Raw genomic sequence first — 14126 nt, forward strand, 5'->3', positions numbered from 1 at the left:
CCTTTTATGCCTACTCCTCCCGTTGGCCTCCGTGCTCCTCACGCTGTTATGGACGCTCGGCCTCATGGCCTGGACCGGGACGGCCATGTCCATGCTCACCATGATCGTTCCGGTGTTCCTCATCGCCGTGGGCACGGCCTATTGCCTTCACCTGATGTCCGATTACGTCGATCGGGTGGAGCGATGTCCGTCCCGACGGGAAGCCGTCTTCGAGACCTTCTCCAGGCTCACACTGCCTACGGCTTTGGCGGTTCTGACCACCGCCATAGGTATTGGGTCCCTTCTGGTCAACCGTATCGTCGCCATCCGTGAATTCGCCATTTTCTCCTGCTTCGGAATCTTCAGTCTCCTGATTATCCTGCTCACTTTCTTTCCGTCGGTCCTGGTGCTCGCTCCCACGCCGACGAAAAAGAAACAGGATTCCGCACGCGGTCGGCTCTCCGCCGCTTTCATAGAGTTGGTCATCCGCCTCAATCTCAAGCACCAGCGCGTCGTGTTGCCGGTTCTGGGGATCGTCGCACTCGTCTGCGGCATCGGCGTCTTCCGCTTACAGATCCAGACCAACCCCATAGGGTACTTCAAGGAGAATACCCCGGTGAGCCGTCACTTTCACGACATTTACCGGGACATGTCCGGGAGCTTTCCCATAAACGTGTTCATGAGCGGCTCCACGGACGACTATTTCGAGGACCCCGAACACGTGGCCGACATCGCCCGTTTTCAGAAGTACGTTGAAACTCTGCCGGAAGTGGACAAAACCATATCCTTCGCCGACTACCTAAAGCTGGTCAACTACGTGCTGAACCGGTTCAATCCGGAATACTACGCCCTGCCCACGCAGGCCTATCAGATCAGGATGTTGATCAACAACTACAAAATCATCCTCGGAGAAGAAATGCTGACCCGGTTCATGAATCCGAACTTCTCCGCAACGAACATCCTGTTGTTAACCCACATTTCGAGCTCCCGCGGTTTCCTGCGGACGCGAGACATGATCCTGGCCTACGCGCACAGTGATTTTTCGAAGGACATCCGATGGGACGTGACGGGATTCGGAATCGTTCTTTCCGCCAGCAGCCACCTGATCACCACCGGGCAAGTTAAAAGCCTTTCTCTCACGGTAGTCCTTGTCTTTGGAATCATGTTCCTGCTTTTTCTGTCGAGCAAAGTGGGGCTCATCGCCATTGTGCCCAACCTGTTTCCCATCGTCATCAACTTCGGAATCATGGGATGGTTCGGTATCGAGCTGTCCATGGTCACCAGCCTCATTGCCGGCATTGCCATCGGCCTGGCCGTGGACGATACCATTCACTATCTGGTCCGCTACAATATCGAGTTCAAAAAGGATCTGGACGATACGAACGCTCTCGCCGCAACGCTCAGACATGTGGGCAGGCCGATCGTGTTCACCAGCCTCACGATCAGCCTGGGCTTTTCCGTCTTGGCGTTCTCGAGTTTCAATCCAACGGCCGTTTTCGGCGTACTGATGGTCATCACCATGATTTCGGCTCTGGTGGGCGATCTGATGATACTTCCATCCCTGATGCAGCACGTCGAGTTGGTCACCATCTGGGATCTGCTCAGATTGAAATTGGGGAAAGCGCCGGAGCTGGGAATTCCGCTGTTCCGGGGCTTGACCCGGACCCAGCTCCATTACATCCTCATGGCGGGTGCGCTCAGGAAATCCGAGGCGGGCGAAGTCCTGTTCCGGAAAGGAGATGCAAGCGATTCCATGTACGCGGTCGTATCGGGAGGCATGGACGTAGTGGACCACCCGATAGGAGAAGATCCCTCCAAAACCCACGGAATCCAGAAACTGATCTCGCATATCGCGCCCGGCGATTTGGTTGGAGAAATGGGCTTGCTGCGCTCCGCGCCACGATCCGCCACGGTGATCGTCACCGAACCCTCCGAGTTGCTCCAGATCAACTGGAAGATGCTCAAAAGGCTCCAGTGGCTCTACCCGCCGGCGGCCCATAAGCTGTTTTATAACCTGATGTCCTTCCTCTGCGACCGGTTGCAGCAGACCACCGAGTGCCTTTCCCAAACCAGCCACGTGGACGGTCTCACGGGCTTTTACGATCGAGACGATTTTCTCAAGATTCTGGAGATCGAAACCTACCGGGCGCGTCGCTACGGTACGGATCTCTCCCTGTGCCTCCTGGGAATCGAGTTTCAATCCACGGACCACCATCCCAAGGAACACGCCAAGGACCAATTGCTCAAACTGCTTGGTAGAAGTCTCTCCAAGGAGGTAAGGGACTGTGACACATTGGCCCGGATAGACGCCCGCACCTTGGCCCTCCTCCTTCCCCAGACCTCCTTGCCGGACGCCCTGCCGATCTCCGACCGGTTGCGACGCATTCTGCAGGGACCCGACTTTCAGACGGAGACGCTTCGGATCACGATACAAACAGGAGTGGCCGGTCTGAACCCGGGCGCCGGAGAGACCGGCGGAGAGTTGCTGGCTCATGCCGTGAGCGCCCTGGAAGCAGACGGCCGATGAATGCTTCTTGACTTTTGAATCCTTGTAATTACAAGGCTTATAAAGAAGCTGGGTGTGATTGATTCGGAATCCCAGATAGAGATTATATCCATCCTACAGCGAATGTTCGCGTTCTAAAGCGGCTGAAGAGAGCTCCGCCGGAAAGCGCGGAATCATGCGAACGGTTCGGTCCACTGGTGCGCGATGCGCGCCGTACGCAAGCAGAACGGATAAAACGGGAGGCGACGATGGTTAGAAAAGCGCTTTGCATGGTCGCGCTGCTGGCGTTTTTGGGCTGCGCGACACAGAAGCCGGTTCTGTATCCCAATGCGTATTACCAAAAGGTCGGCGGTTCTCAGGCGGAAACGGACATCGAGGACTGCTCCTTACGCGCCCAAGAATATGTGAACTCGAACCAAGCGAGTGGCGTGGCGAAGGATACGGCGGTCGGCGGCGGTTTCGGTGCGGCCGTCGGAGCTGTGGGAGGGGCCGTCGTCGGCTCCGCGGGAAGAGGTGCGGCGGTTGGTGCGGCGACTGGGGCAACGGCCGGTCTCCTGCGCGGCCTATTCAGATCTTCGGAACCGGATCCCCTCTACAAGAGTTTCATGGAGAAATGCCTGAGGGAAAAGGGCTATGAGCCCATGGGCTGGAAATAGCACGCACAGGTTACCATCCCGCGGGGGAGGACCCGGAGCTGAATGCGTGTTTTCTTTGAAACCTTAAACAATATAACTATCGATGACCTCGCAAAAAGTCCCAGGTTGTCGTGCCGGACTTGATTCTGTATCCAGAACTATTTGAAATTGCTGGATTTCGGCTTTCGCCGGAATGACGGAAAACAACCGCCTTCGAGTTTTTACGAGTCTATCGACAGTTCTGAAAATATAGATGAATTGGACTATGATCATGCACACCAGTAGCGCATTGCAATACGCCCCTACGTCATTCGCGCTCTCATGTATCCCAGCGCCGTCATCATGCCCCGCTGATCACCATGGTTGTGTCCGAAACCTGGCAGGTCGCTGAGTGCCGAAGTGCTTCCGTCAGGCTACGGCCTTTATGTCCGCCGGCAGTCTCTGAAGGCTCAACTCTTTTAACTGCACCTTGGTACTCGCGTTGTCAATATCGATCCCTACCAGCCGGCCTTCTGCATCATAGTCCAGGACGACCCCCTCGGAGACTTCACGACTTTCCACACTTACCTTCTCCGAAAGATCGATATAGAGAGAGTCCGTCTCCGGATAATAGTTCAGCTTCATACTTTAAACCCCCTGTCGGGAAAAGCGTTATGTATCGTTTTCCTGTCGCTGAGCGTAATCACTCGTAGTATCCGTCCTGCCAGTTCGGGAACCGCACCCCAGAACCGGAACCGGTTCTGCTCCTGACGTTCGACCTTGATCGGATGTTCTATGATGCGAATGCACCATTCTTCTTTCAGGTAGGGTCGTTTTCTCAAGACTTCTTTGACGAAGTATTCGGTATATCTGTATTTGTTCGCACCCGTCACCATGTCTGCGATAGGCCTTTTGTCTTACCCGCAACATAGAGGTCGCTCTCAAGAACGAGCCACATTTCTTGCATAACCCGGTCGGGAACCGCTCTAACATTGAAGACCAACAGAATGAGTATTTCATATTATCCCGGAAATGCAAAGGCACAAAGAAGCCGGGGCGATTCGCGCAGCGACGGTGGGCGCGGTTGGCCTTACAGCGGCCTGTCGCAATACGCACCTACTGCTCTGTGCACGCCGGCTACGATCTTGCCTTTTTCACATTGAATCCTTCAGGTAAAATCCAGTCAACCGCTTTTTTCAGAAAACCGGAAAATAACCCTACGACGGTTCTTCCAATGCCTTCGCGGCATTTGGTTTTGCTACACACCGTTTTCGACGAATCCACATTCGGAACATCTTGGTCTATTACAAAAAAATCGGATCTTAAATCCGGAAGTTGTAAATACATATGCAGGCGTCGATTAAGATCCGCATCCCTGTATTCCGCTAATATGTTTTCATGGCTTCCGGTCATTTTTGATATCCTCCCTGTAGATTAAGTCCTTACCTTTTCCCGTTGAGCGATCGGCTCATCCGGGATTTCGTGCTCCGTCCATTTGGCGCTCATGATATCTCTTGATTTTTTGTTTCTGAAGTGGCATATATGCCATATAAAAGTTGGATTACGCCAAACGGAGCGCCGAAATGAAAAAAGTGACCATCCTGGCCATGCACAACGCCATGGCTTCAACGATTACCGGCCCCATGGACATTTTTTATCAGGCGGGAGTGATGTGGAACCATTTCAACGGGCAAGAGCTGACGCCGTACTTTGACGTCAAGATCGTGACCAGTACGGGAAAGCCCTTTAAATGCCTGAACGGAGTTCGGATGCTTCCCCATGGATCCATCCATGACGTACAGGATACCGACCTGATATTGGTTTCTTCGATTTTGGATATCGAAAAAACCCTCCGAGTTCAAAGCGAGGTCATCGATTGGTTAAGAGATCGTTATCGCTTGGGTTCTCATATCGGCACCATCTGCAACGGCGCCTTCGTGCTGGCTGAAACCGGATTGCTGGACGGGAAAACCGCCACAACCCATTGGGCTTACGCGAAGCAGTTCCAAGAACGCTATCCAAGGATCGAACTCAAGCCCGAGCGTCTGATTACAGACGAGGGGGATCTGTTCTGCTCGGGCGGTTTTTACGCCGGGTTGGATCTTTCTCTTTATCTGGTGGAAAAGTACTGTGGTCATGAAACGGCCTTAAAATCCTCGAAGTCCATCATTCACGATATCGGGCGTACGTCCCAGGCGCCTTATGCGATTTTCCGGTTTCAAAAAGATCATAAGGACCAACAGATTCTGGCGGTACAGGAGTGGATCGAAAACAACTTCGACCAAAACTTTGATTATGACGGCCTGGCGTTTGATCACCGTATGAGCCGGCGCACGCTGGAAAGAAGATTTAAAACGGCCACCGGTGACACCCCATTGACCTATCAGCAGCGTATCCGGGTGGAGGCTTCCAAACGACTGCTGGAAAACGGAGACCTTTCGTTTGATGAAATCACTTACCGGGTGGGTTACGAAGACAGCAGCTCCTTTCGTAAAGTCTTTTTGAAACGAACGGGCTTGCTGCCGACGGAATACAGGAAGAAATTCCAGAGGGCGTAGCATGTAGGCCGGGTTAGCGAACGCAGCGCGCGTAACCCGGCATAGGCCATCAGCCTGTCCGGCCCGCTTTATCCGTCCGGGCGACCGGACTTTTTGATTTGACACACCCCGTGCCGAATGTTATCGCTCTTTATCGTTTGGTAGCGAAGAAGAGATGAGAGGTTCCCGATGGATCAAGGTAAGTGGTTGACCATGGACGAACTGGCCGAGTACCTGAAGATGGGCCGGACAAAGCTGTATCGCATGGCGCAGGAAGGGGAAATTCCCGCTTCCAAGGTCGGCAATCAATGGCGCTTTGACCGGGAGGAAATCGACCAGTGGATGAAAAGCCAGCGGCCTTTCAGCGCCGGTCAGAAGCAGGAGGGCGTTGCACGATGATCGAGAAAAACTTCGACATATCGTTTATCGCCGACCTTGCCCTGCGGGAAACACAGATTCAGCAGAACTACCGGCCCATCATCGCGGTTCATAAATGGTTTGCCCGTAGGCCGGGCACGCTGTTTCGGGGCCTTTTGCTGTCCGAGTTTTCTGATAGCCCATTGCGGGATGCCTTTTACAGGCCAAATGACTTTCCGAACGTCAGGGTCGCGGACCCATTTATGGGGGGCGGCACGCCTCTCTTGGAAGCGAACCGCGTCGGCTGCGACGTAGTCGGTTTCGATATCAATCCGATGTCCTACTGGATCGTGAAGCAGGAAATCGAGCACCTTAATCTGGCCGCTTATGATAGAGCGGCCGACTTCCTGCGCGGCGAACTCGAAAAGGATATCGGCCGCTTGTATCGAACGAAATGCGTCATCTGCGGTAACGAGGATTCTCACGTAAAATATTTCCTGTGGGTGAAAACGACTGTATGCCAAGACTGTGGAAAGGATATCGACCTTTTCCCAGGCTATCTGCTTTCCTCGGATGCAAGGCATCCGAGAAACGTTTTCGTGTGTTCTTCCTGTGGCCAATTGACGGAAACCGGAGAAAGAAACAATCCAGGCAAATGCGGTTATTGCGGCATTCCACTTTTGCTGAACGGGCCAGCAAGCAGGAACCGTTGCAGATGTTCTCATTGCGGAGCAGGAAATAGCTTCCCCAACGCGGATTTCGGGCCTCCAAGACACCGTCTTTTTGCAATGGAATATTATTGCCCTTCCTGTAAAAGCGGCCATGCCGGACGATTCTTCAAGGCGCCTGACGAACAGGACCTTAGCCGGTTAGCGGAAGCCGAGGCGAGATGGGCTAACACGAGATCACGGTTCGTCCCCGACGATGAGATCCCCTCGGGTGACGAGACGAATCGCCTCCACCGATGGGGATATAGGCGGTATCGGGAAATGTTCAACGCCCGGCAACTTCTGGGGCTCGAACTGTCAGCCCGGATCATATCAAGAACTTCGAACGAACGTGTTCGAAACGCCCTAGCGACGAACCTGTCCGATCTTCTTCGTTACCAGAACATGCTTTGCCGCTATGACACTATGGCGCTTAAGTCACTCGACATCTTCTCCGTGCACGGATTTCCGGTGGGGCTTATTCAATGCGAATCCAATTTCTTGGGGATTCTGGACGCGAACAAGAGCGTTTGCGTGGGAAGCGGCGGATGGAAGAACATTATAGATAAATTTCGCAAGGCGAAGGCCTACTGCGACGCTCCGTTTGAAGTGAGACACGGGGGCCAACGAAAAGAAATAATGCCGATCAGGGGCGAATGGATCGGCGATCGTCTCAACGGTGGGACCACGGGGAAACACAGGGTAGTGGAAATTCATTGCGGAGATTCTGCCGCCGGCGACTTGCCGGAATCTTCGCTCGATGCGGTGTTTACCGACCCTCCTTACTTCGGGAATGTCCAGTATGCTGAATTGATGGACTTTTGTTATGTCTGGTTGCGACGATTGATCGGTGAAAAGGTTGAAGCATTTGGGAACGCATCAACGAGAAGCCGACAGGAGTTGACCGGCAACATAGATATGGGAAGGGATTTGCAGCACTTCACGGAAGGACTTTCTTCTGTTTTCCAGCGGATGGCAAAAGCGTTAAAACCAGGAGCGCCGTTGGCCTTCACATATCACCACAGCACGATCCAAGCCTACCTGCCTGTAGCCATCGCGATTCTTGACGCGGGTTTGACTTGTTCGGCTTCGTTGCCATGTCCTGCGGAAATGGGTGCTTCCATCCACATCAACGGCACGGGTTCTTCTATTATCGACACCGTATTTGTATGCCGAACGACTGGGATCGTTTCAAGAAAGACTTTACCCCGTTCAGCGGAAGGGGTTGCCTCCCTCGTCCACGGAGATTTGGCTGACCTTCAAAAAGGCAATGTGAAGCCATCAATAGGGGACACGCGCTGTATTGCGTACGGTCATCTTGTCCGACTGGCGGTATGGAACCTACGGGGAGCTTGGGACGAGACAGCCGCCACATCCGAGAAGATTGCGGCGGTCTCCGACTGGCTCCGGGATTTCGGCGGATGGGTTGAAGTCGAAAAACATCTCTGCGAGTCAAATTCTTGTCGTCGCCATGAACCTCTGTTCGCAGTGCGCGAATCCACCGAGAAATACGGAATTGAATATGCCGACGTTTCCTTTTGAAGCAGCGTTCGAAGAAGTACTGAAAGATCCGGAAAGCTATGTCGATGCCGTATTTTCCTGCCTCGAATCAGAGTTCCTGGTCATGCCAAAAGGGGCCGGATTCGTCGAATACCCCGTTTCCGAGCGCGGTTACGAAGCGAGGCGAAGATTACAGAGGACGACGGTACAGCACGGGACAAGGTGACTCGAATTCAGCATCTCGGCGAACTGAGCCTAGCGGGACGCCCTAAGGACAAACCAAAATATGAGGTCATAGCGTGCATCGGTGGCCGTGGTTTCGGGGTCAGGCGTGAAGACATGAAGAAAATGATTCTTGCGACACGGGGCAAGGTTTTCACCGTCAAGACCCTCGATCGGCTTGTTGAACATACGCGTCTGATGGAATTTCGAACAAAATCGATCGCTTGACATCTCATAGCCATTCGTCTCCCCCTCCGGCGAGCCTGACCGCCGGACCGCTCGTCGCGTTCGCCGGGGGAACCCCGCGCCCTCTGGTCGCATGCCGTCCAGAGGGCGCGCTAAGGGCCTCCGACTCGGCCGAAAAAGACGGTGCGCATTTGTGAACGAATACACAAAACACGCCCGCAACCCGGTTTTTTTCTTGACAAGAATCGCCCCTAACGTTAATTCATTCACTTGATTCGATTCTCATATGGGCGGTCCGGCTTGAAATCCCTCGCGGACCATTTTTCGTTGTTCAATCTCATCTTTCACGAGGGACATGTATGGCGAAGCAACGACTCGTTACAAACCGCGGAACAGGATGGCTGTTCTTCGTTGCTGGATTGGTGTTGATGCTTTTTGTCGGCTGGTTCCTGTTTCCAAAAGCTCTTTATTCCACCAAAACCCAGCCCTTCGAGTTCAGCCACGCGACCCACGGACCGCAGGGAGCCGCCGGCAATGAGTGTACTGATTGCCATGCTTTTCGCGATGACGGTTCCTATCAGGGAATTCCCCCCCTCTCCAAGTGCATGGAATGTCATGAGGAGTTGATAGGCGAATCGGAAGCTGAAAGGGAATTTCACGAAAAAGCGTTGGAAATGGCGGAGAATGATGAACAAGTCCCGTGGCTGATCTACTCCCGGCAGCCCGTGTGTGTCTATTTCTCCCATGCCGCTCACGTCAAAATGGCTGAACTCGAGTGTACTTCGTGCCATCCGGATGTCACCAATCAAAAGGCGCCCCTGCCGTACTTTCAGAATCGCATCACCGGATATTCCAAGGATGTGTGGGACCGGATGAAGATGTCGGACTGCGGGGATTGCCACGAGAAGCACGGCGCCAACAACGCCTGCTTCGTCTGCCACAAGTGATCGAGGGGTAGATTCTATGAAGTTGGATCGAAGAGGGTTTGTAAAATTTCTGGTCGGAGGTGTCGTTGGGACGATGTTGTCCCCGATTCCCTGGAAGCTCACGGACGACATTGCCATATGGACGCAGAACTGGCCATGGGTTCCGAATCCTCCGAACGGGGCAAATTCGTTCAAGAACACTATAAGCCCGTTCAGGGGCGATGGGATCGGTGTCTCGGTCCGGCTGATCGACCAAAAGCGCGCCGTCACGTTGTCCGGCGTGCCGGACAACCCCATCAACCAAGGCGGAATGTCGTGCATCGACCTTTCCGGAGTTCAGTATCATTACAATCAGGCCGTTCGTGTCAAATCTCCCATGGTATTCAGAGACGGCGCCTTTCACGCCATCTCCTGGGAAGAAGCCACGGGTCTGTTTATCGGCAAGCTGAAAGAGATCAGGGACCAGGGAACGCCGGAAAAAGTGGCGCTGGTCGATGGTTCCGGACCCGGCACCATGAAGGACTTGCTCGGGCGTTTCATGGCCTGCTACGGATCCCCCAATTACATGAGTATGCCGAACGCCTCGGATACCGAAGCGCAGATCTTGAAACTGATGTACGGCGCCGGCGGCACCATGGGCTACGACCTGGAGAACGCGGACTTCATCATCAGCTTCGGGTGCGGCCTTCTCGAAGGATGGGGCTCCCAACGGACCTTGCTGGCGTATAAGGATTGGCGACAGGAAGGAAATCGAGGCAAGACGACGCTCATCCAGGTGGCGGCCAACGCATCGACGACCTCCAGCAAAGCGGACCAGTGGGTCGCCATTGCCCCCGGCGCCGAGGGAGCTTTCGCCCTGGGGCTGGCTCACGTGATTTTGAAAGAGAACTTGGGCAATCTGGGCGCCCTGACGGGGCGCGCTTTTGGACTTGGAAGCGGCGTGGACTCCCAAGCCATGTCCTTCTCCGGTTTCCGCGACCTGGTCCTCGAGGAGTACGGTCCGGATAAGGTGACTCAAGTTACCGGCGTTTCGCCGGAAAAGATCCAGGACCTGGCCCGGCGATTCGCTAAGGCCAAGAGTCCCCTGGCCTTACCCGGTCGGGGCAAAGGCACGATGCCCGGAGGATTGTACGAATTCATGGCCGTACACTCTCTGAATGCGCTGGTGGGCGCCGTGAACCGATCCGGAGGCGTGGGGCCGGTCATGAGTCCTCCACTCACGTCCTGGCCGGAGCCGGCTCTGGACTCCGTGGCGGAAAAAGGTCTCCGGAACGCCCGCATTGACGGCGCCGGGTCCCGATATCCGTTTTCATCGAGCCTGCTCCATCAGTTCGCTGACGTTGTGGCGGAGGCCCCGAAGTCACCTGTGGAAATGCTCGTCGTGTACAAATCCAATCCCGCGCATAACGCACCGAGTAGCAAGGAATTTAATCGGGCCCGGTCCAAGGTGCCGTTTGTGGTCAGCTTTTCTTCGTTCTGGGACGAAACCACCAAAAACGCCAACCTCGTGATGCCCAACCACTCTTTTCTCGAGCGGTGGGAAGACGGCACCACTCCGGCCGGTGTACCTTTCCCGACCTACGTGTTGGGTGCCCCCGTTCTGCCCCCCCTGTTCGACACCAGGCCGACAGCGGACGTGATCCTGGAAACGACAAAGGCATTGGGCGGATCGATCGCTACCTCCTTTCCATGGAAATCGTACGAAGATCTGCTCAAATTCCGCGTGGCGGGAATTGCGGCCAGCCAGCAGGGGGTCGTCTCCGTTCCGGGCAGCCTTGCCGAACAGCAGCCCAGAGGATTCTCCAGCGCTGGAGACCTATGGTCAAGCCTCACGGAAAACGGATGCTGGTACGACCCAAGTCAGAGGATCGGTAAGACGGCCACGGGTTTTAACACGCCGAGCGGGAAATTCGAGTTCTACTGCAACGGGATCTCCGAGGGTCTTCGACAGGCCGGTCTTGATCCCAAACGCCTGAACGTATCGGTCCAGGGCGAGGCTGTTTGCATGGCGCACTTCGAACCCGCGGAGGTCGAAGGAGACCCGCAAAGATACCCGTTGCTCATGGCGCCCGAAGAACTGGCCTATGTATTCGAAGGAGAGGTTCCCTCTTCCCCATACATGACCAAGATCTGGCCGGATACCCTGCTTAAGGGGAACACCCTGGTCATTCACATCAATCCCGAAGACGCTCATAACCAGCATCTGTACGAGGGAGACCCGGTTATGATCGAGTCGCTCAAGGGGAGCGCCGAGGTGCGCGTGCATCTGTTCAACGGAGTCCGGCCGGGAACCGTGTCCATGGCGGAAGGTTTCGGCCATACGGGTTTCGACGGGTATATACGCGATAAAGGCGCCAATACCAGGGACATGACCACCGTAGCCTCCGATGCCCTGAGCGGCATGCCTTTGTGGTGGGGCACTCGGGTCAAATTAACCAAAGTATGAGGCAGACGAGGTAAGTAATGGAAAAACGTCACGGAATCGGCGAAGGTGTCAAGTATGGCATGGTGATCGATCTGGATAAGTGCATCGGATGCGGAGCCTGCGTGACGGCCTGCGTGGCTGAAAACAACAATACCATTCTCGAAGATGAGACCAATAAGCTGAAGAGCATCACCTGGTTGCGGCTGTACAAATTCGACAACAAGAAACCTTACCCGGAAACGGAAATAGGTTACCTTCCGCGCCCGTGCATGCAGTGCGATTCCCATACGCCGTGCGTCTCAGTGTGTCCGGCCACGGCTACGGATTACGATCCTGATACCGGCATTGTCAGCCAAATCTATACCCGATGCATCGGATGCCGGTATTGCGTGGCCGCCTGTCCGTACCATGTCCGTTACTTCAACTGGTTCGATGCAGTATGGCCCGAAGGGACTGAAGCCTGCCTCAACCCGGACGTATCGCCGAGAATGCGCGGATGCGTGGAGCAATGCACCTTTTGCCACCATCGTTTGATGGCGGCCAAAAATAAGGCGGCAATGAACGGCTCCCGCGAAGTTGCCGAGATGGATTATCAACCCGCTTGTGTCGAAGCGTGTCCTACCCGGGCTATTGTCTTCGGGGACTTGAACAACAGCAAGCACAGAGTGTACGAACTTAAACAAAGCCCTCGAGCTTTCCGCCTCCTGGAAAGATTGGGGACTCAGCCCAAAGTTTACTATACGACCACGCACGAGTGGATACGAGGCATGTCGGACAATTGGATCGACAAAGAAAAGGGAAAAGAAAAGGAAAAGGCGAAAGCTCACTCTTAACCGGATCGAATCGTTTTTAGGGTGACCGCGTAATATATTAGAGAGGAACGCTTTATGGATTCGGCACTTTTTCCAGAAGGAACCAAACGCTGCTCGATCAAGATATTCGGGTTTTGGTTCTCCGTTTGGAGTCTGATTGTCCTCTGGGGTCTCGTAGGTGCTTATTTCTGCCTGCGATACGGCCTTAACAAGACCAACATGAACGATTTCTTCGCCTTCGGAGTCTGGATCGTCGTGGACCTGGCCGTCATTGCTTTGGGCGCCGGAGCCTTTTTTACCGGCTTTCTGACGTACATCATAGGCAAAAAAGAACTCAAAGCCATTATCAATGCGACCGTGATCATCGGGTTCATCTGCTACAGCGGCGCCATATTGATGCTGATGGTGGATATCGGTCAACCCTTACGGGGATGGTTCGGCTTCTGGCACGCGAACGTACACTCCATGCTCACGGAAGTGATGTTCTGCATCACCACGTACTTGACGGTTCTGATCATCGAGTTTGTACCCCTGATTCTGGAAAACCGCCAACTGGACAAGGTCCCGGAACTGCATAATTTCAGTCACCGCCTGCACGAGATCATGTTCGTGTTCGCCGGCGTGGGCACATTTCTCTCGTTTTTTCACCAAGGCAGCCTGGGAGGAATGTACGGTGTCCTGTATGCGCGTCCGTTCGCATTTCGTACCGGCTTCATGATATGGCCCTGGACATTCTTCCTCTTTATTCTTTCCGCCATCGCAACGGGGCCGTGCTTTACCATGCTGATCGTATGGATCACTCAGAAAGTCAGTGGAAAACAGTTGGTCAAGCGTAGCGTTTTCAATCTCTTGGCCAAGATCGCAGGTACGCTCCTTTTAACATATGTCATTCTCAAGATTCTCGATACCTGGTACTGGGCCATATTTACGGCCCCGAGCCTGGGATTCGATCTTATGGATTTCTATGCCGGTGGTCCTTATGGTTTCTGGCTTGTAATCCTGGAAATTGGTATATGCGGGATTGTGCCGGCGTTTCTCCTCCTTTCCCCCAAAGCTCGGGAAAGCAATGTCGTGCTGATCTCGGCGTGCATATTGGCCTGTATCGGAGTTACGCTGAATCGCTTCGTATTTGTCGTCCAGACCCTGGCCATCCCGGTCCTGCCCTTCGAAGATTTTTACGGATATCTACCCAGTTGGCAGGAATGGGCCATATCTTCGGCGATTCTGGGATACGGCGGCATCATCTACAGTCTGGCCTACCGGTATCTTCCGGTTTTCCCCCAGGAAGTGGAATTGTACCCGGAGAACTTACAGCCCCAGACCGAGGGATGAGTGTAGACCCGGTTTGCTGACGA

The 14126-nt window shown here is 54.2% G+C and carries 12 protein-coding genes; 9 read left to right on the forward strand and 3 right to left on the reverse strand.

Annotated features, from left to right (window positions below):
- Positions 1–2506 (forward strand): MMPL family transporter (locus HY788_21160; GenBank protein MBI4776653.1); only part of this gene is annotated, 2506 nt, incomplete at its 5' end.
- Positions 2507–2733: 227 nt separating this feature from the next.
- Positions 2734–3141 carry a hypothetical protein gene (locus HY788_21165; protein MBI4776654.1) on the forward strand — a complete coding sequence of 136 codons (408 nt, stop codon included), beginning with the start codon at positions 2734–2736 and terminating at the stop codon, positions 3139–3141.
- A gap of 387 nt (positions 3142–3528) precedes the next feature.
- Here HY788_21165 and HY788_21170 read toward each other — a convergent pair whose 3' ends face one another.
- The 3 genes from HY788_21170 to HY788_21180 form a co-directional block, all read right to left on the reverse strand.
- Positions 3529–3744 carry a DUF2283 domain-containing protein gene (locus tag HY788_21170; protein ID MBI4776655.1) on the reverse strand — a complete coding sequence of 72 codons (216 nt, stop codon included), beginning with the start codon at positions 3742–3744 and terminating at the stop codon, positions 3529–3531.
- Positions 3741–3995, reverse strand: coding sequence for a hypothetical protein (locus HY788_21175; protein MBI4776656.1), 255 nt, complete (start codon positions 3993–3995; stop codon positions 3741–3743). The genes HY788_21170 and HY788_21175 overlap by 4 nt, the downstream gene beginning before the upstream one ends.
- 241 nt (positions 3996–4236) lie before the next feature.
- Positions 4237–4512 carry a hypothetical protein gene (locus HY788_21180; GenBank protein ID MBI4776657.1) on the reverse strand — a complete coding sequence of 92 codons (276 nt, stop codon included), beginning with the start codon at positions 4510–4512 and terminating at the stop codon, positions 4237–4239.
- Positions 4513–4682: 170 nt separating this feature from the next.
- Here HY788_21180 and HY788_21185 point away from each other — a divergent pair, with 170 nt between their 5' ends.
- The 7 genes from HY788_21185 to nrfD all read left to right on the forward strand — a co-directional run bounded on the left by HY788_21185 (position 4683) and on the right by nrfD (position 14103).
- On the forward strand, positions 4683–5657 hold the full coding sequence (locus HY788_21185; protein ID MBI4776658.1) for a GlxA family transcriptional regulator: 975 nt from the start codon (positions 4683–4685) through the stop codon (positions 5655–5657).
- A gap of 168 nt (positions 5658–5825) precedes the next feature.
- Entirely contained in the window at positions 5826–6035 is a 210-nt protein-coding gene (locus tag HY788_21190) for a helix-turn-helix domain-containing protein (protein MBI4776659.1), read from the forward strand.
- On the forward strand, positions 6032–8242 hold the full coding sequence (locus tag HY788_21195; GenBank protein MBI4776660.1) for a DUF1156 domain-containing protein: 2211 nt from the start codon (positions 6032–6034) through the stop codon (positions 8240–8242). Before HY788_21190 ends, HY788_21195 begins: the two co-directional genes overlap by 4 nt.
- Positions 8243–8967: 725 nt before the next feature.
- Positions 8968–9555 (forward strand): cytochrome c3 family protein, encoded by a 588-nt coding sequence (locus HY788_21200; GenBank protein MBI4776661.1) that lies wholly within the window; start codon positions 8968–8970, stop codon positions 9553–9555.
- Positions 9556–9571: 16 nt separating this feature from the next.
- Complete coding sequence (locus HY788_21205; GenBank protein MBI4776662.1) at positions 9572–11980, forward strand: molybdopterin-dependent oxidoreductase; 2409 nt, start codon at positions 9572–9574, stop codon at positions 11978–11980.
- A 17-nt stretch (positions 11981–11997) separates the two neighbouring features.
- Positions 11998–12792: a 4Fe-4S dicluster domain-containing protein gene (locus HY788_21210; GenBank protein MBI4776663.1), complete on the forward strand. Its 795-nt coding sequence runs from the start codon at positions 11998–12000 to the stop codon at positions 12790–12792.
- Positions 12793–12846: 54 nt separating this feature from the next.
- Entirely contained in the window at positions 12847–14103 is a 1257-nt protein-coding gene (gene nrfD, locus HY788_21215; GenBank protein ID MBI4776664.1) for a polysulfide reductase NrfD, read from the forward strand.
- The last annotated feature ends 23 nt before the right edge of the window (positions 14104–14126 follow it).

Source organism: Deltaproteobacteria bacterium, assembly GCA_016208165.1.
Lineage (GTDB): Bacteria > Desulfobacterota > Desulfarculia > JACQYL01 > JACQYL01 > JACQYL01.

Coding starts and splice junctions, on each gene's coding strand:
- HY788_21165 (MBI4776654.1), top strand. CDS start 2,734: ATGGTTAGAAAAGCGCTTTGCATGGTCGCGCTGCTGGCGTTTTTGGGC.
- HY788_21170 (MBI4776655.1), bottom strand. CDS start 3,744: ATGAAGCTGAACTATTATCCGGAGACGGACTCTCTCTATATCGATCTT.
- HY788_21175 (MBI4776656.1), bottom strand. CDS start 3,995: ATGGTGACGGGTGCGAACAAATACAGATATACCGAATACTTCGTCAAA.
- HY788_21180 (MBI4776657.1), bottom strand. CDS start 4,512: ATGACCGGAAGCCATGAAAACATATTAGCGGAATACAGGGATGCGGAT.
- HY788_21185 (MBI4776658.1), top strand. CDS start 4,683: ATGAAAAAAGTGACCATCCTGGCCATGCACAACGCCATGGCTTCAACG.
- HY788_21190 (MBI4776659.1), top strand. CDS start 5,826: ATGGATCAAGGTAAGTGGTTGACCATGGACGAACTGGCCGAGTACCTG.
- HY788_21195 (MBI4776660.1), top strand. CDS start 6,032: ATGATCGAGAAAAACTTCGACATATCGTTTATCGCCGACCTTGCCCTG.
- HY788_21200 (MBI4776661.1), top strand. CDS start 8,968: ATGGCGAAGCAACGACTCGTTACAAACCGCGGAACAGGATGGCTGTTC.
- HY788_21205 (MBI4776662.1), top strand. CDS start 9,572: ATGAAGTTGGATCGAAGAGGGTTTGTAAAATTTCTGGTCGGAGGTGTC.
- HY788_21210 (MBI4776663.1), top strand. CDS start 11,998: ATGGAAAAACGTCACGGAATCGGCGAAGGTGTCAAGTATGGCATGGTG.
- nrfD (MBI4776664.1), top strand. CDS start 12,847: ATGGATTCGGCACTTTTTCCAGAAGGAACCAAACGCTGCTCGATCAAG.